Source organism: Pseudomonas paeninsulae (assembly GCF_035621475.1).
Classification (GTDB): Bacteria; Pseudomonadota; Gammaproteobacteria; order Pseudomonadales; family Pseudomonadaceae; genus Aquipseudomonas; species Aquipseudomonas paeninsulae.
The window spans coordinates 466,084-488,918 of record NZ_CP141799.1 but is presented as its reverse complement, the minus strand read 5'-3'; the positions used below and the strand labels follow the sequence as shown (position 1 = coordinate 488,918).

Annotated in this window: 17 protein-coding genes, 1 tRNA gene and 1 pseudogene; 15 read left to right on the top strand and 4 right to left on the bottom strand. The window is 58.2% G+C overall.

Features of this window, described 5'->3' with window-relative positions:
• Window positions 1-36: 36 nt before the first annotated feature.
• From rpoD to VCJ09_RS02070, 7 genes are all read left to right on the top strand, one after another.
• Entirely contained in the window at window positions 37-1,887 is a 1,851-nt protein-coding gene (gene rpoD, locus VCJ09_RS02100; protein WP_079204460.1) for an RNA polymerase sigma factor RpoD, read from the top strand.
• Window positions 1,888-1,989: 102 nt separating this feature from the next.
• Window positions 1,990-5,724 carry an EAL domain-containing protein gene (locus tag VCJ09_RS02095; protein WP_324732962.1) on the top strand — a complete coding sequence of 1,245 codons (3,735 nt, stop codon included), beginning with the start codon at window positions 1,990-1,992 and terminating at the stop codon, window positions 5,722-5,724.
• A gap of 15 nt (window positions 5,725-5,739) precedes the next feature.
• A tRNA-Ile gene (locus VCJ09_RS02090) sits at window positions 5,740-5,816 on the top strand.
• A 402-nt stretch (window positions 5,817-6,218) separates the two neighbouring features.
• Entirely contained in the window at window positions 6,219-7,040 is an 822-nt protein-coding gene (locus VCJ09_RS02085; protein ID WP_324732961.1) for a C45 family peptidase, read from the top strand.
• Window positions 7,037-7,924, top strand: coding sequence for a hypothetical protein (locus VCJ09_RS02080; RefSeq protein ID WP_324732960.1), 888 nt, complete (start codon window positions 7,037-7,039; stop codon window positions 7,922-7,924). The genes VCJ09_RS02085 and VCJ09_RS02080 overlap by 4 nt, the downstream gene beginning before the upstream one ends.
• 31 nt (window positions 7,925-7,955) lie before the next feature.
• Window positions 7,956-9,542, top strand: a complete 1,587-nt coding sequence (locus VCJ09_RS02075; RefSeq protein WP_324732959.1) for an asparaginase domain-containing protein — start codon at window positions 7,956-7,958, stop codon at window positions 9,540-9,542.
• 191 nt (window positions 9,543-9,733) lie between these two features.
• A complete protein-coding gene (locus tag VCJ09_RS02070) occupies window positions 9,734-10,552 on the top strand; it encodes a hypothetical protein (RefSeq protein ID WP_324732958.1) in 819 nt (272 codons plus the stop codon).
• Between the two features lie 276 nt (window positions 10,553-10,828).
• Here VCJ09_RS02070 and VCJ09_RS02065 read toward each other — a convergent pair whose 3' ends face one another.
• Window positions 10,829-12,025 carry a type II toxin-antitoxin system HipA family toxin gene (locus VCJ09_RS02065; RefSeq protein WP_324732957.1) on the bottom strand — a complete coding sequence of 399 codons (1,197 nt, stop codon included), beginning with the start codon at window positions 12,023-12,025 and terminating at the stop codon, window positions 10,829-10,831.
• Complete coding sequence (locus VCJ09_RS02060; protein WP_324732956.1) at window positions 12,025-12,276, bottom strand: helix-turn-helix transcriptional regulator; 252 nt, start codon at window positions 12,274-12,276, stop codon at window positions 12,025-12,027. Before VCJ09_RS02060 ends, VCJ09_RS02065 begins: the two co-directional genes overlap by 1 nt.
• Window positions 12,277-12,373: 97 nt before the next feature.
• Here VCJ09_RS02060 and VCJ09_RS02055 point away from each other — a divergent pair.
• The 5 genes and pseudogenes from VCJ09_RS02055 to VCJ09_RS02035 all read left to right on the top strand — a co-directional run.
• Window positions 12,374-12,472: pseudogene (locus VCJ09_RS02055) on the top strand (nuclease-related domain-containing protein); the annotation flags it as partial.
• 186 nt (window positions 12,473-12,658) lie between these two features.
• The gene (locus tag VCJ09_RS02050) at window positions 12,659-13,810 is read left to right on the top strand and encodes a Fic family protein (RefSeq protein ID WP_324732955.1); all 1,152 of its coding nucleotides are present in this window, start codon (window positions 12,659-12,661) and stop codon (window positions 13,808-13,810) included.
• A gap of 109 nt (window positions 13,811-13,919) precedes the next feature.
• Window positions 13,920-14,690, top strand: a complete 771-nt coding sequence (locus VCJ09_RS02045; protein ID WP_324732954.1) for a nuclease-related domain-containing protein — start codon at window positions 13,920-13,922, stop codon at window positions 14,688-14,690.
• Between the two features lie 124 nt (window positions 14,691-14,814).
• Window positions 14,815-16,296: an ATP-dependent nuclease gene (locus tag VCJ09_RS02040; RefSeq protein WP_324732953.1), complete on the top strand. Its 1,482-nt coding sequence runs from the start codon at window positions 14,815-14,817 to the stop codon at window positions 16,294-16,296.
• Window positions 16,293-17,177, top strand: a complete 885-nt coding sequence (locus VCJ09_RS02035; protein WP_324732952.1) for an HNH endonuclease — start codon at window positions 16,293-16,295, stop codon at window positions 17,175-17,177. Before VCJ09_RS02040 ends, VCJ09_RS02035 begins: the two co-directional genes overlap by 4 nt.
• A gap of 270 nt (window positions 17,178-17,447) precedes the next feature.
• Here VCJ09_RS02035 and VCJ09_RS02030 read toward each other — a convergent pair whose 3' ends face one another.
• Window positions 17,448-17,735, bottom strand: a complete 288-nt coding sequence (locus tag VCJ09_RS02030; RefSeq protein ID WP_324732951.1) for a hypothetical protein — start codon at window positions 17,733-17,735, stop codon at window positions 17,448-17,450.
• A gap of 422 nt (window positions 17,736-18,157) precedes the next feature.
• A complete protein-coding gene (locus VCJ09_RS02025) occupies window positions 18,158-18,442 on the bottom strand; it encodes a hypothetical protein (RefSeq protein ID WP_324732950.1) in 285 nt (94 codons plus the stop codon).
• A 1,184-nt stretch (window positions 18,443-19,626) separates the two neighbouring features.
• On the opposite strand from VCJ09_RS02025, the gene VCJ09_RS02020 reads away from it, so the two are divergent.
• The 3 genes from VCJ09_RS02020 (at window position 19,627) to VCJ09_RS02010 (ending at window position 22,780) form a co-directional block, all read left to right on the top strand.
• Window positions 19,627-20,712 carry a TRAP transporter substrate-binding protein gene (locus tag VCJ09_RS02020; RefSeq protein WP_324732949.1) on the top strand — a complete coding sequence of 362 codons (1,086 nt, stop codon included), beginning with the start codon at window positions 19,627-19,629 and terminating at the stop codon, window positions 20,710-20,712.
• An 81-nt stretch (window positions 20,713-20,793) separates the two neighbouring features.
• Window positions 20,794-21,393 (top strand): TRAP transporter small permease subunit, encoded by a 600-nt coding sequence (locus VCJ09_RS02015; protein ID WP_324732948.1) that lies wholly within the window; start codon window positions 20,794-20,796, stop codon window positions 21,391-21,393.
• Between the two features lie 16 nt (window positions 21,394-21,409).
• Window positions 21,410-22,780 carry a TRAP transporter large permease gene (locus VCJ09_RS02010; protein WP_324734575.1) on the top strand — a complete coding sequence of 457 codons (1,371 nt, stop codon included), beginning with the start codon at window positions 21,410-21,412 and terminating at the stop codon, window positions 22,778-22,780.
• Window positions 22,781-22,835: the final 55 nt, after the last annotated feature.

Here is a 22,835-nt window from a genome sequence, read left to right as displayed (position 1 = left end):
TTTTAGCCCGCCAAGACCTTCAGTGGATAGGGTGTTATGTCCGGAAAAACGCAACAACAGTCCCGTATCAAAGAGTTGATCACCCTGGGTCGTGAGCAGAAGTATCTGACTTACGCAGAGGTCAACGACCACCTGCCGGAAGATATTTCAGATCCGGAGCAGGTGGAAGACATCATTCGCATGATCAACGACATGGGGATCCCTGTACACGAGAGTGCTCCGGATGCGGACGCCCTTATGTTGGCCGACTCCGATACCGACGAGGCCGCCGCTGAAGAAGCTGCTGCCGCGCTGGCAGCGGTGGAGACCGATATTGGCCGTACCACCGACCCGGTGCGCATGTACATGCGTGAAATGGGCACCGTGGAACTGCTGACACGTGAAGGCGAAATCGAAATCGCCAAGCGTATCGAAGAAGGTATCCGAGAAGTCATGGGTGCTATTGCCCACTTCCCGAACACCGTCGACAGCATCCTCGCCGAATACACTCGCGTTACCACCGACGGTGGCCGCCTGGTCGAAGTCTTCAACGGCTATATCGACCCGGATGACGGCACTGTTCCTGTTGCAGCCCCTGCCGCGCCTGTACCGGTCAAAGACGGCACTGCCGCCGACGCCGGTGACGACAAGGAAGAGGCAGAGGACGACACCGAAGAGGAAGAAGAAGGCGACGGCGGCCCGGATCCGGAAGAGGCCCTGCGCCGCTTCACCGCGATCTCCGAGCAACTGGAGATCGCCAAGAAGACGCTGAAGAAGCATGGTCGCGGCAGCAAGCAAGGCATTGCCGAGCTGAAAGCCCTGGCTCAGCTGTTCATGCCGATCAAGCTGGTGCCCAAGCAGTATGAAGCACTGGTGGTTCGTGTGCGTGGCGCCTTGGAGCGCCTGCGCGCTCAAGAACGCGCCATCATGCAACTCTGCGTACGTGATGCACGCATGCCCCGCGCTGACTTCCTGCGCCTGTTCCCAGGCAATGAAATTGATGCAACCTGGTCCGAGCAACTGGCCAAGGGCAAAGCAAAGTACGCCGAGGCCATCGGCGGCCTGCAAGTCGACATCCAGCGCTGCCAGCAGAAGCTGGTTGCCCTGCAAGCCGAGTGCGACCTGACTCTGGCCGAGATCAAGGACATCAACCGTCGCATGTCGATCGGCGAAGCCAAGGCTCGTCGCGCGAAGAAAGAGATGGTTGAGGCGAACTTGCGCCTGGTGATCTCGATTGCCAAGAAGTACACCAACCGCGGCCTGCAATTCCTCGATCTGATCCAGGAAGGCAACATCGGCTTGATGAAAGCGGTGGACAAGTTCGAATACCGTCGCGGCTACAAGTTCTCGACCTATGCCACCTGGTGGATCCGTCAGGCGATCACTCGCTCGATTGCCGACCAGGCCCGCACCATCCGTATTCCGGTGCACATGATCGAGACGATCAACAAGCTCAACCGTATCTCGCGGCAAATGCTGCAGGAAATGGGTCGCGAACCGACCCCGGAAGAGCTGGGTGAACGTATGGAAATGCCTGAGGACAAAATCCGCAAGGTATTGAAGATCGCCAAAGAGCCGATCTCCATGGAAACCCCGATCGGCGACGACGAAGACTCGCACCTGGGTGATTTCATCGAGGATTCCGGAACACAGTCGCCGATCGACGTGGCAACCGTGGAAAGCCTCAAGGAAGCCACCCGCGAAGTACTCTCCGGCCTCACCGCACGTGAAGCCAAGGTACTGCGCATGCGCTTCGGCATCGACATGAATACCGACCACACCCTCGAGGAGGTTGGTAAACAGTTCGACGTAACGCGTGAGCGAATTCGTCAGATCGAGGCCAAGGCCCTGCGCAAGTTGCGCCACCCGACGCGAAGCGAGCATCTGCGCTCCTTCCTCGACGAGTAATCCAAAACCCCCGGCCCAAACCGGGGGTTTTGCTATCTGCTGGCCTTGCGCGCCAAGCCCCGTCTACACTCGACACATCACTCGATCTGTTACGAGGCCGCCATGCCGCGATTGCCGGCCATTCTCCTGTTGTGTCTGGTGTATTGGGTCAGTCCGGTTGCAGCCTTGTCGCTCAGCGAAGAGGAGCGCGCCTGGCTTGCCGAGCACCCCGTGCTGCGCCTAGGCATCGACGCCTCCTGGCCGCCATTCGAGTTCCGCGACCCACAGGGCCGCTACCAGGGCCTGGCCGCCGACTACATCGCCTTGCTCGAGCAACGCCTGGGCGTGAGCCTGCAACCGAGCGACAGCACCAGCTGGAGCGAAGTACTGGAGCAGGCCAAGGCCGGCCAACTGGACTTACTGCCCGCGGTCATGGCCACGCCTGAACGGCAGACTTACCTGACCTTCAGCCGTCCTTACCTGGACTTCCCGATTGTCATCCTGGCGCGCGATGACGGCCCGCAACCACGCACGATGAAGGACCTCCATGGCCTTAAAATTACCGTGGTCGATAATTATGCGCCCCATGAACTGCTGCGCAGCCAGCACCCTGACCTCAACCTGCTACCGCTGCCGACCGTCAATGCGGCCCTGCAAGCACTAGCAACCGGCCAGGCCGATGCCTTGATCGGCGACCTCGCCTCCAGTGTCTGGAGCATGCGCCAGCTCAAACTGAAAGGCCTGACCATCAGTGGCGAAACGCCCTATCGCTATAAGCTCTCCATGGCCGCGCCACGCGACCAAGCGGTGCTCATCGGGATTCTCGACAAGCTCCTCGCCGACATCAGTAGCAGCGAAATCAGTGCCCTGCAGGCGCGCTGGGTCGGCCACCTAGAGGACAGGCGCAGCATCTGGCGCGAACTGCTGCTGTATGGCCTCCCGGCTTTGCTTGCGCTGTGCGCCATCATCGCCGTGATACTGCGTATCAACCGCCGCCTGCATGCCGAAATGACCACTCGCAGTCTGCTCGAACAAAAATTGCGCAACAGCGAACAGCACTACCGCAGCCTGGTGGAAAACCTCTCGGCCATCGCCTGGGAAGCACGCCTGGATGACTACAGCTTTACCTACGTCTCGCAACATGCGGAAAAACTGCTCGGCTATCCGCTGGCCGACTGGAAACGTCCAGGCTTCTGGCTGAGCACCCTGCACCCGGATGACGCACAGCAGGCCCTCGGCTACTGCCAACGCGAAAGCACCGCCGGCCGCGACCATAGCCTCGACTACCGCATGTATGCCGCCGACGGTCGCGTGCTATGGATCCGCGACATCGTTACCCTGGCCCGCAGTGGCGACGAGACGATCATGCGCGGCCTGATGGTCGACATCAGCGAAGCCAAACAGGCCGAGCAGGCCCTGCGCCTCTCCGAACAGAAATTCGCCTCGGTCTTCCAGCAATGCCCGGACATCCTGGTGATCGCGCGCAGGGCCGACGGCTGCCTGCTGGAAGCCAACAACGCCTTCGAACAGCAGACCGGCATCCCCGTCAGCGAGGCACTCGGCAAAACTGCCACCGAATTGAATATCTGGGGCAACCCCGGCATCGGCCAGACCCTGCTCAGACGCCTGCAAGACGAGAGCCTACGCAACCTGGAAATTTCCTTTCAGCGGCGTGACGGCCAATCCTTCACCGGCCTGATCTCCGCCCAGGCCTTCCAGCTCGCCGATACGCCGGCGCTGGTAATGGTGGTGCGCGACATCAGCCAACTCAAAGCCACCCAACAGCAACTGCTGAACTCCGAAGAAAAATTCGCCAAAGCCTTCCACGCCTCCCCCGACGGCCTCGTGATCAGCCGTGTCCGCGACGGCCAGCTGATCGAAATCAATCAAGGCTTCAGCCGTATCACCGGCTACAGCAGCAGCCAAGCAGCCGGCCGCTCAACCCTGGAACTGGGTGTCTGGGCCAACCCCGCAGACCGCGTCAGGATGATCGAGCAGATCGACCTGCACGGCAGCGTGCGTGACCTGAGCGCCTCGATCCGCACCCGCGATGGTCAGACACGCCTGTGCGAACTGTCTGCCCAACCGATCCAGGTCGGCGACGAGGCCTGCCTGCTGACCATCGCCCGCGACATCACCGAACGCCAGCTCATGCAGGAAAAACTCCAGCAAGCCGCCACCGTATTCGAAAGCACCGCCGAAGGCGTGATGATCACCGACCCCCAGCAGCGCATCGTCGCGGTCAACCGCGCCTTCAGCGAAATTACCGGCTATAGCGAAGCCGAAGCGCTCGGGCAAACACCCCGGCTACTTGCCTCCGGCCAGCACGACAGCGCCTTTTACAGTGCCATGTGGCACCAACTGGAAGATCAAGGGCACTGGCAAGGGGAAATTTGGAACAGGCGCAAAAACGCCGAAATCTTTCCGCAATGGCTGACCATCAACGCCGTGCGCAATGCAGACCAACAGACCACGCACTTCGTCGCCGTGTTCGCCGATATCAGCTCACTCAAACAGGCCCAAGCCCGACTCGACTACCAGGCCCACCACGACTCGTTGACCGGCCTGCCTAACCGCATGCTGTTTGAAACGCGGCTGCATGCCGCACTCGACGATGCGCGAACCGACGACCGCCAAGGAGCGGTCCTGTTTCTCGACCTCGACCGCTTCAAGCACATCAACGACAGCCTTGGCCACCCGACCGGCGACCAGCTGCTCAAGAGCATTGCCGTCCGCCTCAAGCAACAACTGCGCGACATCGACACCGTTGCCCGACTCGGCGGCGACGAGTTCATCATCCTGCTGCCGGGCCTGCACCAGAGCGAGGACGCCAAACTGGTCGCCAACAAACTGCTCGCCTGTTTCGGCCTGCCCTTCCACATCGACGACCACCAGTTCCATATCAGCGCCAGCATCGGCATCAGCCTGTACCCGGATGACGGCCTGGACGTCGCCACCCTGGTGAAGAACGCCGACGCCGCCATGTACCGCTCCAAAGCCAAAGGCCGCAACCGGGCCGAAATGTACACCCGCGACCTGACCTTCCAGGCCACCGAACGCATGGCCCTGGAACATGAACTGCGCCGCGCCCTGGAGCGCCAAGAGCTGCAACTCTACTACCAGCCTAAACTCAACCTGAGCACCAATCGCCTGGCCGGCGCCGAAGCCCTGATACGCTGGATCCACCCGGTATTTGGCGAAATTGCGCCCGACCGTTTTATCCCGCTGGCCGAGGAAACCGGGCTTATTCTGCCGCTGGGCGACTGGGTGCTGCAGCAAGCCTGCTGGCAAATGCGCGAATGGCAACTCCTCCACGCGCCTTTCGGCCCCCTCTCGGTCAACCTGGCCGGCGCCCAACTGCACCAGCCGCACCTGCTCGAACGCATCTCGCAGCTGCTCGACGACAACTCTCTCGACCCCAGCCTGCTGCAACTGGAAATCACCGAAAGCTTCATCATGAACCAGACCGAGGACGCCCTGAGCATCCTCCACCAACTCAAAGCCCTCGGCGTGCAACTGGCCATCGACGACTTCGGCACCGGCTACTCCTCGCTGAGCTACCTCAAGCGCCTGCCACTGGACACCCTGAAGATCGACCAATCCTTCGTCCGCGGCCTGCCGAACGACCCACACGACGTAGCCATAGCCCGCGCCATCATTGCGCTCGGGCGCAGCATGCAACTCACGGTGATCGCCGAAGGTGTGGAAACCAAGGAACAGGAACTGTTTCTCGCCGCCGAAGGCTGCGAGCAGATCCAGGGCTTCATCCTCAGTCGCCCCATCGCCGCCGACACATTCGCGCATAATTTCCTCGGCCCGCGTCGTACGGTTGGCACTACAGAGAAGGCACCGGTATAATCCGCCGGCTTCTGAGGGCCCATAGCTCAGTTGGTTAGAGCAGGGGACTCATAATCCCTTGGTCCACGGTTCGAGTCCGTGTGGGCCCACCAACTCCAAAGCCGCGCACTGCGCGGCTTTTTCACGTCTGCAGCAAAAACGGCTAGACCAGCTCCACAGCCCAAAGGGGCGAATTCAATACTTGCCGGTACAACGGTATGCATCGCACCTAGTTTCGTAGACACCTCCAGGCCTTATGCAGGGCACCCATCAACCGGACACTTGGCATCCGGGCAGACTGGACTACGCTCAGTGAACCTTGAAAAGGAGTTCGAGCTATGTCCCTTCATGCGCAAGGCCGCGCGCTTCTGTTTCTCGCTCCCCTCTGGCGGTTCTGCACCGCCGACGCAATGCCTATCGCAACACATCACCCCTGGCGCTTTATCGGCTCACCCCATGCGTGAGACCGACCGCGCGCGCTCGCCCCTCTCTCGCAAACAGGCAAGGAGCTCCCTATGTGCACCATCGGCACCGTCTTTGACGGCAGCAGCATCCACACCTTCAAACAGTGCGACCTGATCCCCATCACCGCCTTCAACTCGCCGGAAGTGCGGGCCGGCAGCAACGGCGTCAATAGCTATATCGCCATGACCCGCCAGGGCAGCCCGGGGATCTGGGCCGGGGTCAACAACCATGGCGTGGCGTTTGTCGCCGCCGACACCTACACCACCACCGCGGCCGACTATTACGCCAGCAGTGCCCAAGCCGAGGCCCTGTTTGCCGCTTACGAGGCCAGCATCAGCAGCCATACCAGCGCCATCGAGGCGGCGCAGAGCCTGATTGATTTCTATCGCAATACGGGTGGTAACACGCCATTCCCGGCACCGGACATTTCCATGATCAGCGGCTGGGCAGACCCGCAGAAAACCCAGCCGATCAGCATTCTTATCGAGTACATGCCCAACCCTTTCAACCAGGACCCGGTGCGTCTGATCAAGCGCTCTGGCGGTTTTTTCGTTTCGACCAACAATTTCCGCCTGCAACCCAATGCCGTGCACTACCCGGCCAATCACAGCACCTACCTGCGCCTGCAGCGCGCCGAAACCATTCTGCAGGTCGACCCCAGCCATCAGGGCATCAAGACCCTGCTCAGCGACCAGTACTACGGACAAACCGAGCTGTCGATTTGCCGTGAAACCGACTACCTGGGCATCGAGTTTCACACCCAGGCCACCGCGCTGTTCAGTGCCGGTGCCAGCAGCGCGCAGTGTGAGTACCAGATCAACGGCAACCCGAAGACCAACCCCCTCAGCCTGTTTCCGGAGATCCTGTCATGAGCCCCATCGACATCAGCCTCAAGCTCGCCGACCAGTCGCCTATCGCCCCACCCGCGCAAGGGTTCTTCTATGTCGACCAGGGTAACTACCAGACCTTCGTGCTGACCGGCACCCCGCTGACGGCCTACTCCGACAGTGCCACCTCCTGCATCATCACCGCCGTGGTCAGCAGCTTCGATAACCACAACAGCCTGACCCTGGCCCACCTCGACAGCCCCGCCTGCATCGACGCCTTCTTCGACCTGATCGCCGCCCAGCCCGCCAACAGCTGGCAACTATTCGCCCAAGGTGCCAACCCGCCGGACAACAGCACCGCCCAGGCCAATGCCAACCAATTGCAAGCCCGCATTGACCAACTCGGCAGCCGTGTCGTGCAGTGCGAACTGGCGCTCTTGCAGGGCGACCCGCGACAGAACAACCGTGGCGATTTCGGCGTCAGTTACTCCGGCGATGGCCACGCCGTGGCCAGCAACCAGCCCTACGACCTGCAGCTGTATCAGCGCGATCCGACCTGCGGCGGGCAAACGGTGTACTGCATCATGCGCCGCCAGGAGCAGCCGCCCGTACAGATTCGCAACGCCGGCCTGCCCTTTACCCATGCCGAACTGGTCGAACTGGCGGAAATCGCCCTGCAGTATCGTAAAGACCCGCAAGACCCCAGCACGGCCTTCAGCAACATCGTCAACCTGCAAAACGAAGAAATCCGGCAGAACTGGTCGACCACCCCGGCCTATGAGGCCCCCTGGTTCTCCGACCAGCTCAAGCTCGGCGCCGCCTTCAGCATCGCCATGGCACCCGTGGTCAGCCTCAGCGCCCAGCACCTGAGCCGCACCACGGCGCCCAGCTTCGGGCGGCTACGCCAGGCCCTGCTGACCCAACGCTGAGCCACGACCGAGACAAGCCAGGAGGCACCCTATGCATATCGCCATTATCAATACCGGCGGCACCATCAGCTGCGTCGGCGACCCGCTCGCGCCGATGAGCGCCACGGCCTTTGCCGAGGCCAGCGAGCAGTTGCTCAACCCGATCCTGCAGCAGCAATTCCCTGACCTCAGCATCGGCTATCTGACCCAGATCAGCTTCCCCGAGTCGGCCAGCAACACCCTGGACAGCACCAATCTGCAACCCACCGACTGGTGCATCATGGCCCAGGGCATCCTGGACAATTACGCCGCCTACGACGGCTTCGTCATTCTCCACGGCACCGACAGCATGGACTTCTCCGGTGCCGCGCTGGCGTTTCTGCTCAACAGCTTCGACGCCAACGGCTATGCCACCGCCGTGCTGAACAAGCCGGTGATCATCACCGGCTCGCAGGTGCCGCTGTATTACCAGGCCAGCAGCGATCAGGCCTTAAGCCTGAACTTCAACACCGATGCGTATCAGAACCTCTGTGGCGCGGTCGCGGCCGCACAGAGCGGTATTGCCGAGGTGTGCGTGTACTTTCACAACCACCTCTATCGCGGCAACCGCGTGGTCAAGACCAACGCCAGCCAGTTCGACGCCTTCTCGTCCCCCAACTACCCGGCCCTGGCCGAATATGGCATCAGCCTGACGCTCGATAACGCCGCCTGCCTGCCCGGCCCCGTGCACGGCAGCCTCAGCCTGGAGAGCCCCGACGTGCTGGTCGGCCAGCAGAATCAGCTCAGCGGCATCACGGCCTGCATCAATAACTTTCCGATTGTTCAGTTGAACGCATTCCCCGCGCCCTACAGCCTCTCGCCGCCCAGCGCCTTTCTCGCCACGCTGGTCGACGCCGTGGTCAGCGCCGGGGCGCGCGGCATCGTTCTGGAGTCCTATGGCGAAGGCAACTTCCCCTCCGGCAACCCGGACACGCCCAGCGCCGGGGCCATCTACCAGGCCCTGAATCAGGCCAATCAGAGCGGCGTCAACCTGGTCGACTGCACCCAGGTCTTGGCTGGCACGGTGAACAATGGCGCCTATGCCTCTGGTGCCTGGCTGCCCCAGGTGGGTGCCCTGTCGCCAGCGGACATGACGCCCATGGCCGCCCTGGCCAAGTTGATGATCCTGATGGCCGCCGCCGCAACCAACGGCTGGACACCTCAGCAGGTGCAGACCCTGCTGCAAACCAACCTGGCCGGCGAGATGCGGAGCGTCAATTACCTGGACAGCCGGATCAACCCCGACCTGCTGCCCAACCAGAGCATCAGCGCCCTGGATGGCAGCGCCAGCCTGAGCAACACCCCAGACCAAGGCCCGCTACTGCTGGCCAGCGTCCAGGACACGCCACTGTGGCGCCTGCCCATCACCATCCAGCCGAGTGATTTGCCAGGTCGCCTGCGCATGCAGGATGACGGCAACCTGGTGTTCTACAACCGCAACAACCAGGCCATCTGGGCCAGCGATACCGGCCAGTACGGTGGCGCTTCTTCGCGCCTGGTTATCAGCGGCCATTACGCCAGTTCGGTGCCAGACAACAGCCTGACCCTGCAGGTGTACAACTACTCCAGCATGGTCAGTGCCAGCCAGCTCTACCCTTAGCAGGCCGTTGCAAAACTACCTACGTTGCCGATACGGCGTTAAAAACAGGCTCGTGCGCGAGTCCGATCAAAATGCTCATTTACAGCACGTAAACTCCGCTTTTTCGCCTGTTTTTGCCTTGTCTCGGCTGCCTCGCCTACATTTTTCAACGGCCTGTTAGCCCCAACCCACCCAGCGAAAAGGAATACGCCATGAACAGCTCAGCACGCCCCTTCAAATTCAGCGGTGTAATCGCGCCCCAGGACTTCTTTCACCAAACCACCAGCGCCCCGGCACTGGGCGCGGTACCGGACGAACACTACATCGCCCCCACGGTTATCCCGGTACAGATCAGCGTGCCTGAACAGAAAACCATCGGCGTGCCCCAATACTCGGCCACGGTGTACGGAGAGGCGGCCGGCCGCTACGACCCCGCAGGCGACTGCCAGGGCAACTTCATGTCATTCAGGTTCCAGCCCAACAACAACTGTTATGCCTACGGCTGCAACATCACCCCCAACACCTTTCCGCAGCCAGGACGGCAGAGCGGCTACCTGCTCACCGCCGCCGACTTTCAAAAGCCCTTCGCCGAGCTGGGGGCCCTGGTCAGCAGCTACGCAGTCAACGACGGGCTGGAGTTGGTCGGCACCAGCCTCGAACAGCTGTTTGCCTTCAAGTCCAGCAAGCAGGGCACCAACCCACAACCGCCAGGCAGCCTGGGGGCCGGCTACCTCGGCGGGCACTTTGTCGCGCTGATGGTCTCAACGGCGGGCGATGCCAACTGGCCGGGCGACTACCACTGGGCGCGCTGTGACAACTCATCCGGCGCTTGCGACAGCTGGTCACAGAAGGACGGCTCAGACCAGGTGACCAACTTCGACTTTGCCGGCAACCCCATCAGCAACCCCATGACCGCCAATTGGCAAGTCAACCAGGGGCCGGTCTCCAGCACCGATAGCCGTGAACTGGTGGTGGAGTACGGCTTCTACTGCTTTATGTTTATCCCGGAAACCGGGGTGAAAATCATCTAATCCGACACCCGCGACAAAAAGCCCAGCGTAGGGAAAAGGGGACTGATTTATTTTTGGTCCCCTGAGATTACGCCCCTCTCCTAAATCAATGCGGTGCTATTAGCGCAGGATTGAAGAGTCCAAAAATGGGACTTATCGTTCCCTTTCTGAGACTTATCGAGCCAGCAAGCCATCCCACTCAGCGATGCCATATTTTCCGCAACCCAGCAGAAGGTGCTGGGCTTGGTGTATGGCAGGCCAGATCAAAGCTGTAACGATTACACACCTGAACGCACGCTAGCCAAACGTCTGCATAAACGGCTCAGCGCACCGCTTGATTGCTGCGACCACATGCGGAGCCTGTTCGCACAGCTCCGTCGAACGAGCCAGCACCTGCTCCAATGCCTGCAGCTGCTCACAGATCACTTCTTCTGGATGCGCCACATCACAGACCTTTGCGAAATCCAGTAGCCCTTGCCGAGACGCAAACAGCGACTTATTGCCCACCAGATCTAACGCCAATACATCCTCTGGAATATAGGCCGTGGTGTTGACGATATCGTAGGCCGGTGCCAAGCGTGCATCGCGCTGGGTAGGGTCGGAATACAGCAGCCCAAAGTTCTTCAGGTGGGCGTCGCCGTTGCCGACGATGCAGCTCAAGGTGACCATGGCGAATAACTGCGCCAGCGAGCCCTGCACCTGCTCGGGTGGGCAGAACAGGCGGATGGCCTTGACGATAGCCGAATAGCTCTTGCTGTACTTTTGCTCTGCAGCCAGCCCCATCAAGGCCGCCATGTCCTCGAAGCCGATGGGATTGAGTTGTTCATCGCGGTCGAAGCGGCGCATGACGAATAGCTTGGCGTTGGCGGAGAGGTAGAACTGCGGCACCGCAATCCCGGCTTCTCTGGCCACGGACATGCAGAGGAACTCGTTGATCGCCAACCCCGGAAACTCGTCCCGACCGCTCTTGATGATCAGGTCGGAGGTTTTCGAGGTAAACCGTTCCGGCGCAGAATCCTGCTGTTCTGGTACCAAGACCTTGGGCTGTACGCCCGATATGCCGGCGCGCAGGATGTAGCGATCCACCAGGCCGGCAAAAATATCTTCTGCACCGTCCCAGGCGAGGATTTCTTCGAGCCTTTCTCCGGGGAACTGTTGTCGCCGCAACAGCGCATCGACCTCCGGCGAGCTGACTGCCACCCGCCCGATAGGCGAACTGCTACCAGACAGTGCCAGCAGCAACATCGGGTCGACGTTCGCCACCTTGGCCAACCGATTACGCAACTGCTCCAGAACATAACCTTCTGGCAGGTTCATCTGGAAGATCGGGTGCAGTTCCCGGTGACGGTACTCATCCAAACGCACGGGCATCAGCAAACTGATCGCCGCCTGAGTCTTGGCGTCTTCGTGGTAGCGGAACAGATAGTCTCCGGCACTGGTAAGGATCTTCCCGCTGCCACCTTCTGGCGTTGCAACCTGCAGCACGGTGGTCATCAGTCAAATACTCCGTGTATTTCGTCCAGCGTGGGCATAGCTGCCGGCACAACACTGAGCTCGCAGTCGAGTGCTGCCAGCACACGCGCATAAGCCAGCATGCCCACCGACAGATCGCCCTTTTCGATAGCGATGATTTTCTGCCGGGTGAGGCCAGCCAAGGAAGCGAGCGCAGCCTGAGTCAGCCCGCGATTGAGGCGGCGCTGCCGAAGCTGCTCGCCGAGGCGCTGCGTGATGAGGGAATAGTCCATGTTATGAATACGTTACTAAATAGATTAGATGTAACGTATACCTGACTTAATAAAAAATCAACGCGGCGGCTGATACGCCCCCTGAAAAGGGCCATAAGTATTTCTCTCGCCCTAAGGCATCTTCGTACTGGAAACGAAGAATATGAGTGGCTGGGTTATCGGCAGCGAAAAGCAGGCGCAGTCGACGCGCAAGCTTGGCACTCAGTGCCCGGAACAAGATGTGGGACGGTTTTATAAACTCGAAGTGGAGTGATAGCAGTAAGCCTCGGGGGCACAAGCAGCCTCGTGAGTTCGATTAGACAGTGAGCCGAATAGCCGGCATTATCGGCTCATCTAATGAGCCGAATAGGCTCGCTAATCGGCTCACAAATGAGCAAGCCCCATGAATGACCCCTTCTGGATCTGGCAGCAGCCCAACTGGCCGCACTTCAGCTGGCAAGCCGAACCGCTTGCACCGCTGTTGCGGGCCTGCGCCCAAGCACAGGGGCGCTTGCTCGGCATGCTTGGTGCTGTCGGTAGTGATACCGAAGTGCAGAGCAGCCTGGATGCCCTGCTGCAGAACATCGTCACCTCATCAGCCATCGAGGGCGAGCAGTTGAATGTCGGCTCGGTGCGCTCCTCGTTAGCACGACGCTTAGGGCTGAGCGAGGAAGGTCGCACCACTTCACGCTCCGAAGGCCTGGCGCAATTGCTGCTCGATGCCACTCGCGCACATCAGCAGCCGCTTGACCTAAAGCGGCTGTATGGCTGGCACTGCTGGCTGTTCCCCAGCGACGACAACCTGTTGGCCCGCCCGCTACGCATCGGCACACTGCGCGGCGAAGAGCCTATGCAGGTTGTCTCCGGGCGCCTCGACCGCCCCACCGTACACTTTGAAGCGCCGCCACGCGCCGGGCTGGAAGAGCAACTGGCCGACTTCCTCACCTGGTTCGAGCGCAGCCGTAGCGATGTCAGTCTTGATCCATTGCTGCGCGCCGGCATCGCTCACTTCTGGTTCGTCACCCTGCACCCCTTCGATGACGGTAACGGCCGCCTGACTCGAGCGATCACCGACTTGGCGCTGGCCCAGGGCGAGCAGCAGGCGATTCGCTTTTACGCCATGTCAGCGAGCATCCTCGACGACCGCGCCGGTTATTACCGCATCCTCGAAGCCAGTCAGAAAGGCACGCTGGATATCACCGCCTGGCTGCAATGGTTCCTCGCTACGCTGCTCAAAAGCCTCGAACAAGCCCTTGCCCGCATCGACCGTGTGCTGGTTAAAACGCGCTTCTGGCAGACGCACCGCAGCCATGCCCTGTCAGCCGAACAAATAAAAGTGCTGAACCGCCTACTCGATGGCGGCGACAAAGGCTTTGAGAACGGTATCAGCGCCGCCCAATACCAGGCCGTGGCCAAGGTCTCCAAAGCAACGGCCACTCGCCATCTGGGCGACCTCCTTGAAAAAGGCTGCATCGAGCGACTGCCAGGCGGTGGGCGTAGCACCCGCTATCAGGCTAATTGCACGGCGAGCGGGCAAAGCAGCGACTCAACCTAAACGCCCATAACACTCAGAGGGCCGCGCTAGAGCGCCCGGTAATACTTTCGTGCCTTTACGCCTACTTTCGGTACTATCCGGGTAACTCAGGATTACTGAAGGTCAGGAAATGGACTTCACCCCCATCATCGCGCAGGTCTGGGGCACGCTTGGCTGGTTTATCCCGCTGATGCTGCTGATCGGCCTGCTCAAGTCGCCTTGGGCCAAGGGCCATATTGGCGAACTCCTGGTGCGTCTGTTCGCTCATTGGCAGCTGGATAAGCAGACCTACCGCCGCCTGCACAACGTCACCCTGAATACGCCAGACGGCACCACGCAGATCGACCACGTATTCCTCTCGCCCTACGGCATCTTCGTGCTGGAAACGAAGAACATGAGCGGCTGGATCTTCGGCAGCGAGAAGCAGTCGCAGTGGACGCAGAAGCTCTACAAACGCACCTTCAAATTCCAGAACCCGCTACGGCAGAACTACAAGCACCTCAAAGCCCTGGAAGCCACCCTTGGCGTAAACCCGGAGCACCTGCATTCGGTGATCACCTTTGTTGGCGGCAGCACCTTCAAAACCGAAGTGCCGGCCAACGTCACCCAAGGCATCGGTTTTATCCGCTACATCAAATCATTCCAGCAGCCGGTATTCAGCGAGGCTGAAGTCGATGCCATGCTGAAAGCTCTGCAAACCGACCGCCGCGCACCGACCCTCGCCACCCACCGCGAGCATGTGCAAAACCTCAAACGCCGAAGTGATCCGACAGCCGAGCGGCAATGCCCGAAATGCGGCAGCGCGCTGGTTATTCGCACAGTGAAATCAGGAGCGAAAGCAGGGCAGCAGTTTTGGGGCTGCTCGACTTTCCCCAAGTGCCGGACGATGCAGAATCTTTGAGGGGCAGAGCAATGAAACGATCAAGGAGCCACAGGACAGAAAATAAGTCTGTCCTTTTATCTCTACACATCAGCCTCGGCACAGATTACTTAATACCACAACAGATCAAACTCATAGAGGCCACATGCATTTTATAGTCGGGACGCCCCAACCCTCATCAGAAGAAACTACTATTTACTTGAAACCAAATACTCGATGGAATGACTATTCATTTATAACAGAATTTCATGCAAGCATTGTAAAAGGAAATAAAACGACCGTTCTAGGAGAAGTCAAGATAGGTTTCTTAGAACAAAACGAAGCGGCCGAAACCCCCGCATCCCTTAAGCAGCATTTCAAGGCATTGCCTGATACTTTCTTTTCCCTAGGACAAAATCCAGAATACTATGAGAATCTGAGAAGCGCATTAGAAACCACTGAGATCAAAGCATACTTATCAGCGTTAAGAGACGTCGCTTATGACGAAAATATATTTGAAATCGCATACAGAGAAAAAGTATTCACAGAATCATTATCTAGATTCGTTAGCATTTCAACGATAAAAGGCCAATTTAGGGAGATCATCTCAACAGGGGTTTCATTAAAAAACTACGGCTTCATATATACTCATGAAAACGGTGAAGGCATTGCCTTCAAAGTAAACCCAAACTCCAAACCCCCCACAAATGTACATGCACTAATTGGAGGAAATGGCGTAGGCAAAAGTCACATCTTAAGAAACATTGCTAATTCTATCGACAAAAAAGATGGGACCATTAAAAAGCTCAATGGATACCATATTTCAGCTTACGACTTCGGCCAACTAATTTATCTTTCATTAGGCGTCTTCGGAAACCCTATCAAAAATATTGATTTTAACGATTCCAGACTACGAATAGACCGAACAAAAAAGAAATATATAGGCATATATGACCAAAATACTGCGCAATTAAAAGACATATCCACCGAGATGGCCCGCGAGTTTGCAGGATCTCTATATAACTGCCTACATGGCTCAAAAATAAGACACGACAAGTTACGCAATGCGCTCGAGCTACTAGCCGTAGATACCAATTTCCAAGAAATTGAGCTCGAGGAACTCTCCCAACTCAAGTCAGAAGAAGAAATAAAGACCAAAGCAGCGTTCATTTTTTCCTCTCTTAGCTCAGGCCATGCGTCAGTCCTCTACTACATCACAAGCATAGTCGAAATAATCGAAGACAGAACGATATGCCTGCTTGATGAACCCGAAAACCATTTACACCCACCACTACTTGCTGCCTTTATACGAACCCTGTCCGAGATACTTACCGAAAGTAACGGTATTGCAATAATTGCAACACACTCACCAGTAGTAATCCAGGAAGTCCCAAGATCCTGCGTATGGAAAGTTGATAACGAGGGAGGTTTCTCCCGCCCTAACATCGAGACGTTTGGCGAAAGCATAGGTGATATCACATCTGACGTATTTAACCTCGACATGAGAAAATCCGGCTTTTACTCACTACTAGAAAGCGAAGTAAAAAAAGGAATTGAATTCAGAGAAATAATTAAATTATATCAAGGCCAAATTGGCTCAGAGGGGCGCGCAATAATAATCGCACACGCTCCAAGGGCAAATAAATGACCAAGAAAACATACGAATTTGACGAGGTATTTTCTGCCTGCATAAAAGGGAAGAAAGAACGAAAATTTACTGATCACGAAGAAAGGCTAAATAATTTCCTGAGAGGCGCACACAAGGTATTCAAAGTACACTGCAACTATCAAATATACCATGCCTATAAGGATGAGTCCGCACTGCATGGGTGGAATGGGAAAGAGCTAGAGTCAATATACGAAAAACTCAGAAGAAAAAAATCGGCAGGTCGATTCTATTATACAAAGTTAAGAGAAATGACTGCGGATGGGAAATGTCAGATTTGCTTATATGGTTCAGTAGAGAGCCTTGACCACTACCTTCCGAAGGAGTCATATCCATCTCTTTCCATTTCCGCCCACAACCTCATACCCTGCTGCCTTTCATGCAACGGAAAAAAATCAACACACAAGCCAAAAACAGCAAACGATCAAACCATACACTTCAAATTCGACCACTATTATGACAGCAACTGGCTTGAAGCCCAGTACAGCCACAACAGTCGCAGAATAACTTTTTCTCCAAACAAATCAAACTACCCAGAAAACTCCATCGACCACAAAAGAATATCTGAACATTTAAGAATTCATGAACTTTACGAGCTATATGAAACTTTAGCTCTAAAAGAAATACGAGACCTTGTCATAAGAGCAAATAAAAACAACTTAAACATAAAAACAACAATAGAATCTGAAATAGAATTGATTTTTGAAAACGCAAAATATTATCCAAATTCAAAGTTCACATTCAACCAATGGAAATTGGTGACATTTGAAGCATTATTAAAGTCAAAAGATTTCATAAGCAACGGAAAAAACATGCTTAACGAAGACAATTTTCTCCAACCACCAGAATATGACTTCGCGTAATAGATCAAAGGGGTCAGAATCATTGATTTTCAAGTTCGCCACTACGTTGCGAATGACCGGTTCAAGGCTCTAATTGCAGTCCAAACAGGGCGACTGCCAGTGCCAATGGGGCGCGGAGGGGCAGGCAGTCTGCGAAGTTTCGGGAGGGCAACAGATCATTGTCACTGACCCCATTGATCTCGTGTGGGCCCACCACCTTTAAAGCCGCGCACCGCGCGGCTTTTTCTTTTCTACGCGCAGTGTTTCGGCCGCTGACCTGCCTTGGATAGCTTACCGCTCTTTGCAGACATCTAGTTCCTCCTGCGATATCAGTTTAGTTTCAATACCTAGACGGTATTTACAGTAATCGATTACCCACTGTCGCTCTTCGTTATTCAACTTGTGCAGTTTTTTATTATCCGCATCGTTGGCAAAGATGTTCTCAAACTTAACCTGAAAAGTGGGGCGATTTTTGATGAAGAACACCGCATTCAGCTCCGCGTCGTCAATAGCTTTGTAGTATCCAACGAGCAGAGCGGTGACCAGTAACAGTGCAACAATAATGATTAGTTTTTTCATGATGTAGGCGGCTGTAATAGTTGGGTTTTTATACGAATTGATCGTTCCCACGCTCCTGCGTGGGAACGCCGCTATAGACGCTCAGAAGAAAAATGGGACAGATTTATTTTCCCAAATCAGTCCTTGGTCGGCCGGAGGGAGGGAGGAGTACCAGTCGTTCCGGGCTGGCTTGGTCGCCTGCGCCACCAAGGGCAAGTGAAAAGTGCCGCTGGAACCTTCTCGCTGCCGATTACCGCTGCTTGCATGCATCCAGTACCACCTGGTTGTTCAGCGCAGTTTCGATGCCGAGGCGGTATTTGCAGTAATCAATTACCTGCTCACGCTGCTCGGCAGTCAGCTTTTCCAGGGGTTTGTCGTCAGCATCGTTGGCGAATAGGTGCCTGAAAAAGAGAAGGTACCTTCGTGAAACATTACCGCTGTTTTCAGGCGTCCAACTCTACCTGCGTTTTTAGCTCGGTTTCGATAGCTAGCCGGTACTTGCAGTAGTTGATCACCGCTCTCCGCTCTTCGTCGCTCAGCCGACCGACTGGCTTGTCATCTTCATCCGTTAGGAAGATATTTTCGAATCGAATCTGTAACACTGGATGTTTCTTGAAAAAAAACACCAATCGATTATCTTCGGCGAAGTGTGTTTCGTAAACGCCTATTTTCAGCCACACGAATGACAATGCAAATATTGTCAACACAAGTATTATCTTTGTTTTCATGGCAAGGTCGGCGGCGGCAACAAGCCTGTAACCACTCTCAAGTTTTTCACCAGTTCCATCCCGACATTGCCTGGACAGATTTTTCCGTCCGCCGCTTGCCCGGGAAACTCACGATGCCCGCCCAATCGCTTAATCACGAATACACTTTTAAGGGCACTGAGCAAATTGGTGGCGGCTTCAATCTGTAGCGACGGTATAAGGTTGGGTTGGTGCCATGCCTAGGGACCGGGCAACTGGTGGGGTCAGAAAAACGAGCAGCGGGCTTGGCCATACGAGTTCCTTTCGTTTACAGGCAGATGCCAAACCCTACCAAAGCTGATCTTAGCTATCGACTGGCAGATCAACAGAGTGAGACCTGCTTAGGGAAAAGCACCGACGTAATTCCGCACCGGGAAGCACGCCAGCAGCATCAGCGAGACACTGCCCCATGGAAGAGAACACCTGACCGTTTTGCGATACAAAAAACAGTACGCTGACGGTACAGTGCCCAGCTTTTACAGCTTTCGCTCAATTACGCTTAAACCCATCTATAACGCTACTTTCAGCTCACTGTACCTGCGCCAAGCTACGCACGATTTCACTGGGTTTGCAGCGTTTCCAGGCAACGCATAATCCTTTGCTCCACGGTTCGAATCCGTGTGGGTCCACCACCTTTAAAGCCGCGCACTGCGCGGCTTTTGCGTTTCCAGCCCACCACACCCCACAGCACTGCCGGCTTGGCGCCAAGCGCCGTCCCGCGGCTTAGCCGATCGACTATCGCAGATGCGCCGGGTGCGCGCCATTAGCGCATCGCATGAGCCACGGCCGAGGCGGCAGCGACTAGTCTAGAGGGCGTCGCTCAAGACGGGCGGCCTTGCCGCGCCGCCATCATCGCGTGCCACGGGGGGAGAAACGTCCGGATTTACGGACACCGGTCTTGATTTCTGGACACTCTGACTTGGCGACCGCAAAAACTGTCCAGATTCCCGGACTGAATGACCCAGCCGGCTACCCAATGAAAGATTAACCAGTTGATTTAAATGGACTTATCCAATGAGGCACAGAACCTGCTTAGTCCTAACGGTTAACCGTCGGCGCCCTTGCAGCGCCGACCGCTGCAGCTGACGGGGCGTGATCCGCCCCGCTTCGCCTTGGTCGCTGCCCGACCGGCAGCCCAGACAAAAACAACAAGAAGGAACTCCAGCATGTCGATGAAGCAACAGTTGTCCCGCCTGACCCACGGCATCACCGCCGCCGCGCTGCTCAGCGGCAGCCTGCTGGCCAGCCCGGCGATGGCCACCGAGAAGATCCGCTGGCAGGTGCCGCTGGCCTTCCCGTCGCACCTGATAGGCCTGACCACTCCGATCAAGCACCTCGCCGAGTCGCTCAAGACCATCTCCGGCGGTGACATCCAGCTGCGCTACTACGAGCCGGGCGAACTGGTGCCGGCGTTCGAGATCATGAATGCGGTGAGCAGCGGCAAGTACCCGGCCGGCTACACCTGGATCGGCTACGACCAGGGCAGCATCCCGGCCCTGCCGCTGTACTCCGGCGCGCCCTTCAACATGGAGCCGCCGGCCTACGTGGCCTGGTACTACCAGGGCGATGGCAAGAAGCTGCTGGAGGAAATCTACGCTCCGCACAACATCCATCCGATGCTGTGCAGCATCATCGGCCCGGAAGGCGCCGGCTGGTTCGCCAAGCCGATCACCCAGCTGAAGGACTTCGACGGCCTGCGCATCCGCTTCGCCGGTATCGGCGGCAAGGTGCTGGAGAAGCTCGGCGCCTCGGTCACCATGATCCCCGGCGGCGAGATCTATCAGGCGCTGGAGCGCAAGACCATCGACGCCACGGAGTTCTCCCAGCCGGCGATCGACAAGATGCTCGGCCTCGATCAGATCATCAAGAACTACATCATGCCGGGCTGGCACCAGACCCTGACCACCTCGCACCTGCTGGTCAACCAGGACGTGTGGGACAAACTCGAGCCGCAGAGCCGCGCGCTGATCGAGATGGGCTGCGAGTCAGCCACCCTCAAGGGCCTGGCCGAGAGCGAGTGGGCCCAGCCGACTGCCCTCGCCGAGTACCAGAAGGAAGGGGTCAAGGCCCAGGTTCTGCCCGAGCCGGTGCTGCGCGAACTGCAGCGCGTGACCAACGAGGTGCTCGACGAGATCGCCGGCCAGGACGCCATGTTCAAGCGCGTGCTGACCAGCCAGCGCGAGTTCATGAAACTGCACGGCACCTGGCACAGCATGGGTTACCTGCCACGGGACTTCTACCAGCACGACTGATCATGCACCCTGAACCTGCACGGGCCCGGCCATGCCGCGGCCCGTTGCGTCTTCCTGCCTGATACGTGCGAGGTTTTCCCGATGCAGCAACCTGCTTCTGCCGATGCGCAGGCCAGCGCTGACCTGCCCAACAACCGCCTGTCCTGGCGCCTGAACCGTCTGATCGTCGCCATCGGCCAGGCCAGTGCCTGGCTGTGGCTGGCGGTGCTGCTGGTGGTGCTGAGCAATGTGTTCAGCCGCTTCGTCCTGGCGCGCGGCTCGATCGCCCTGGAGGAGCTGTCCTGGCACCTGTTCGGCGCCGCGATGATGCTGGCCCTGGCCTACGCCGTGGTGCGCGACGACCATGTGCGCGTCGATGTCCTGCGGGAGAAGTTTTCCCTGCGCCTGCAGGCCCAGATCGAGCTGGCGGGCATCGTCCTGCTGGCCCTGCCGGTAATCGGCCTGATGATCGACAGCCTGATCCCCTATGCCTACACCGCCTTCATCTATCAGGAACACTCGCAGGCGCCCAGTGGCCTGCCCTACCGCTTCCTGTTCAAGAGCGTACTGCCGCTGGGCCTGATCCTGGTGGCCATCGCCCTGGTTTCCCGCGCCTCACGCTGCAGCACCCTGCTGTTCAACTTCCCCCGGGCCATTAGCGTGCCCGACGATGACCGCGATGGCGGCCATCCGCATCCCTGATCACGAGGTTGCAGTAATGGGTCTGGAACAACTACTTGTCATTACCATGTTCGCCAGCTTCATGGGCTTGCTGCTGCTGGGCTTCCCCGTGGCCTGGTCGCTGGCCGGCATCGGCCTGGTCTTCGCCATCACCGGCCATGTGCTGGTGGAATATTTCGACGCCGACCTCTGGTTCACCTGGAGTGGCACCATCGGCGTGCTCGATGCGCGCATCTACGGCATCGTCGCCAACGAGTTGATGGTGGCGCTGCCGCTGTTCATCTTCATGGGCATCATGCTCGACCGCTCCGGCATCGCCGAACGCCTGATGCACAGTCTGGTCCGGGTGCTAGGACCGCTGCGCGGCGGCTACGCGATCACCGTGGTGATCGTCGGCGTGCTGCTGGCCGCCTCCACCGGCATCGTCGGCGCCTCGGTGGTGCTGCTCGGCATGCTCTCGCTGGGGCCCATGCTGCAGGCCAACTACAACAAGAGCCTGGCGGTCGGCACCGCCTGCTCGGTGGGCACCCTGGGCATTCTGGTGCCTCCGAGCATCATGCTGGTGCTGATGGCGGACCGTCTCGGCACCCCCGAGGCCTCGGTCGGCAAGCTGTTCATGGGCGCGCTGATTCCCGGCATGATGCTCGCCGTCCTGTACATCCTCTATATCGTCATCGTGTCCTGGCTGAAAAAGGACTTCGCCCCGGCGCCGAAAAACCGCCAGCCCCTCGACGCCCGCGCCCTGATCGACGTGTTCTGGGCCGTGGTGCCGCCACTGGCGCTGATCCTCGCGGTGCTCGGCTCGATCTTCTTCGGCATCGCCACCACCACCGAGGCCTCGGCGGTAGGTGCCGCCGGCGCCCTGCTGATGACCGCGCTCGGCCGCCGGCTGAACCTGACCATGCTCAAGGAGGCGCTGTACCAGACCAGCCGCACCACCGCCTTTATCTTCGGCATCTTCATCGGCGCCACGGTGTTCGCCGCCGTGTTGCGCGGCCTCGGCGGCGACGACGTGGTGCGCGCGGCGCTGACCGGCCTGCCGTTCGGCCAGACCGGCGTGCTGCTCACCGTGCTGTTCATCACCTTCCTGCTGGGCTTCTTCCTCGACTGGGTGGAGATCACCCTGATCATCCTGCCGCTGGTGGCGCCGGTGCTGTTCACCATGGGCGTGGACCCGCTGTGGTTCGCCATCCTCTTCGCCCTGTGCCTGCAGACCTCGTTCCTCACCCCGCCCGTGGGCTTCGCCCTGTTCTACATCAAGGGCGTCTGCCCGCCGGAGATCACCACCCGCGACATCTACCTGGGCGTGGCGCCCTTTATCGCCCTGCAGCTGCTCGGCCTGGCCCTGGTGTTCAATTTCCAGGAGTTGGCCACCTGGCTGCCCAACGAGGTGTATGGCGGTCCCTAGGCCAACCCTCTCCCCGAGCCGCGCCCGACGGGCCCTCGGGGGAACGCCTTGCCTC

What these genes read in the sequence shown, in the direction of transcription:
- VCJ09_RS02050 (WP_324732955.1), top strand. Translation starts at nt 12,659, where the DNA reads ATGAATGACCCCTTCTGGATCTGGCAGCAGCCCAACTGGCCGCACTTC.
- VCJ09_RS02010 (WP_324734575.1), top strand. Translation starts at nt 21,410, where the DNA reads ATGGGTCTGGAACAACTACTTGTCATTACCATGTTCGCCAGCTTCATG.
- rpoD (WP_079204460.1), top strand. Translation starts at nt 37, where the DNA reads ATGTCCGGAAAAACGCAACAACAGTCCCGTATCAAAGAGTTGATCACC.
- VCJ09_RS02035 (WP_324732952.1), top strand. Translation starts at nt 16,293, where the DNA reads ATGACCAAGAAAACATACGAATTTGACGAGGTATTTTCTGCCTGCATA.
- VCJ09_RS02080 (WP_324732960.1), top strand. Translation starts at nt 7,037, where the DNA reads ATGAGCCCCATCGACATCAGCCTCAAGCTCGCCGACCAGTCGCCTATC.
- VCJ09_RS02075 (WP_324732959.1), top strand. Translation starts at nt 7,956, where the DNA reads ATGCATATCGCCATTATCAATACCGGCGGCACCATCAGCTGCGTCGGC.
- VCJ09_RS02060 (WP_324732956.1), bottom strand. Translation starts at nt 12,276, where the DNA reads ATGGACTATTCCCTCATCACGCAGCGCCTCGGCGAGCAGCTTCGGCAG.
- VCJ09_RS02085 (WP_324732961.1), top strand. Translation starts at nt 6,219, where the DNA reads ATGTGCACCATCGGCACCGTCTTTGACGGCAGCAGCATCCACACCTTC.
- VCJ09_RS02065 (WP_324732957.1), bottom strand. Translation starts at nt 12,025, where the DNA reads ATGACCACCGTGCTGCAGGTTGCAACGCCAGAAGGTGGCAGCGGGAAG.
- VCJ09_RS02020 (WP_324732949.1), top strand. Translation starts at nt 19,627, where the DNA reads ATGTCGATGAAGCAACAGTTGTCCCGCCTGACCCACGGCATCACCGCC.
- VCJ09_RS02095 (WP_324732962.1), top strand. Translation starts at nt 1,990, where the DNA reads ATGCCGCGATTGCCGGCCATTCTCCTGTTGTGTCTGGTGTATTGGGTC.
- VCJ09_RS02045 (WP_324732954.1), top strand. Translation starts at nt 13,920, where the DNA reads ATGGACTTCACCCCCATCATCGCGCAGGTCTGGGGCACGCTTGGCTGG.
- VCJ09_RS02025 (WP_324732950.1), bottom strand. Translation starts at nt 18,442, where the DNA reads ATGAAAACAAAGATAATACTTGTGTTGACAATATTTGCATTGTCATTC.
- VCJ09_RS02040 (WP_324732953.1), top strand. Translation starts at nt 14,815, where the DNA reads ATGCATTTTATAGTCGGGACGCCCCAACCCTCATCAGAAGAAACTACT.
- VCJ09_RS02030 (WP_324732951.1), bottom strand. Translation starts at nt 17,735, where the DNA reads ATGAAAAAACTAATCATTATTGTTGCACTGTTACTGGTCACCGCTCTG.
- VCJ09_RS02070 (WP_324732958.1), top strand. Translation starts at nt 9,734, where the DNA reads ATGAACAGCTCAGCACGCCCCTTCAAATTCAGCGGTGTAATCGCGCCC.
- VCJ09_RS02015 (WP_324732948.1), top strand. Translation starts at nt 20,794, where the DNA reads ATGCAGCAACCTGCTTCTGCCGATGCGCAGGCCAGCGCTGACCTGCCC.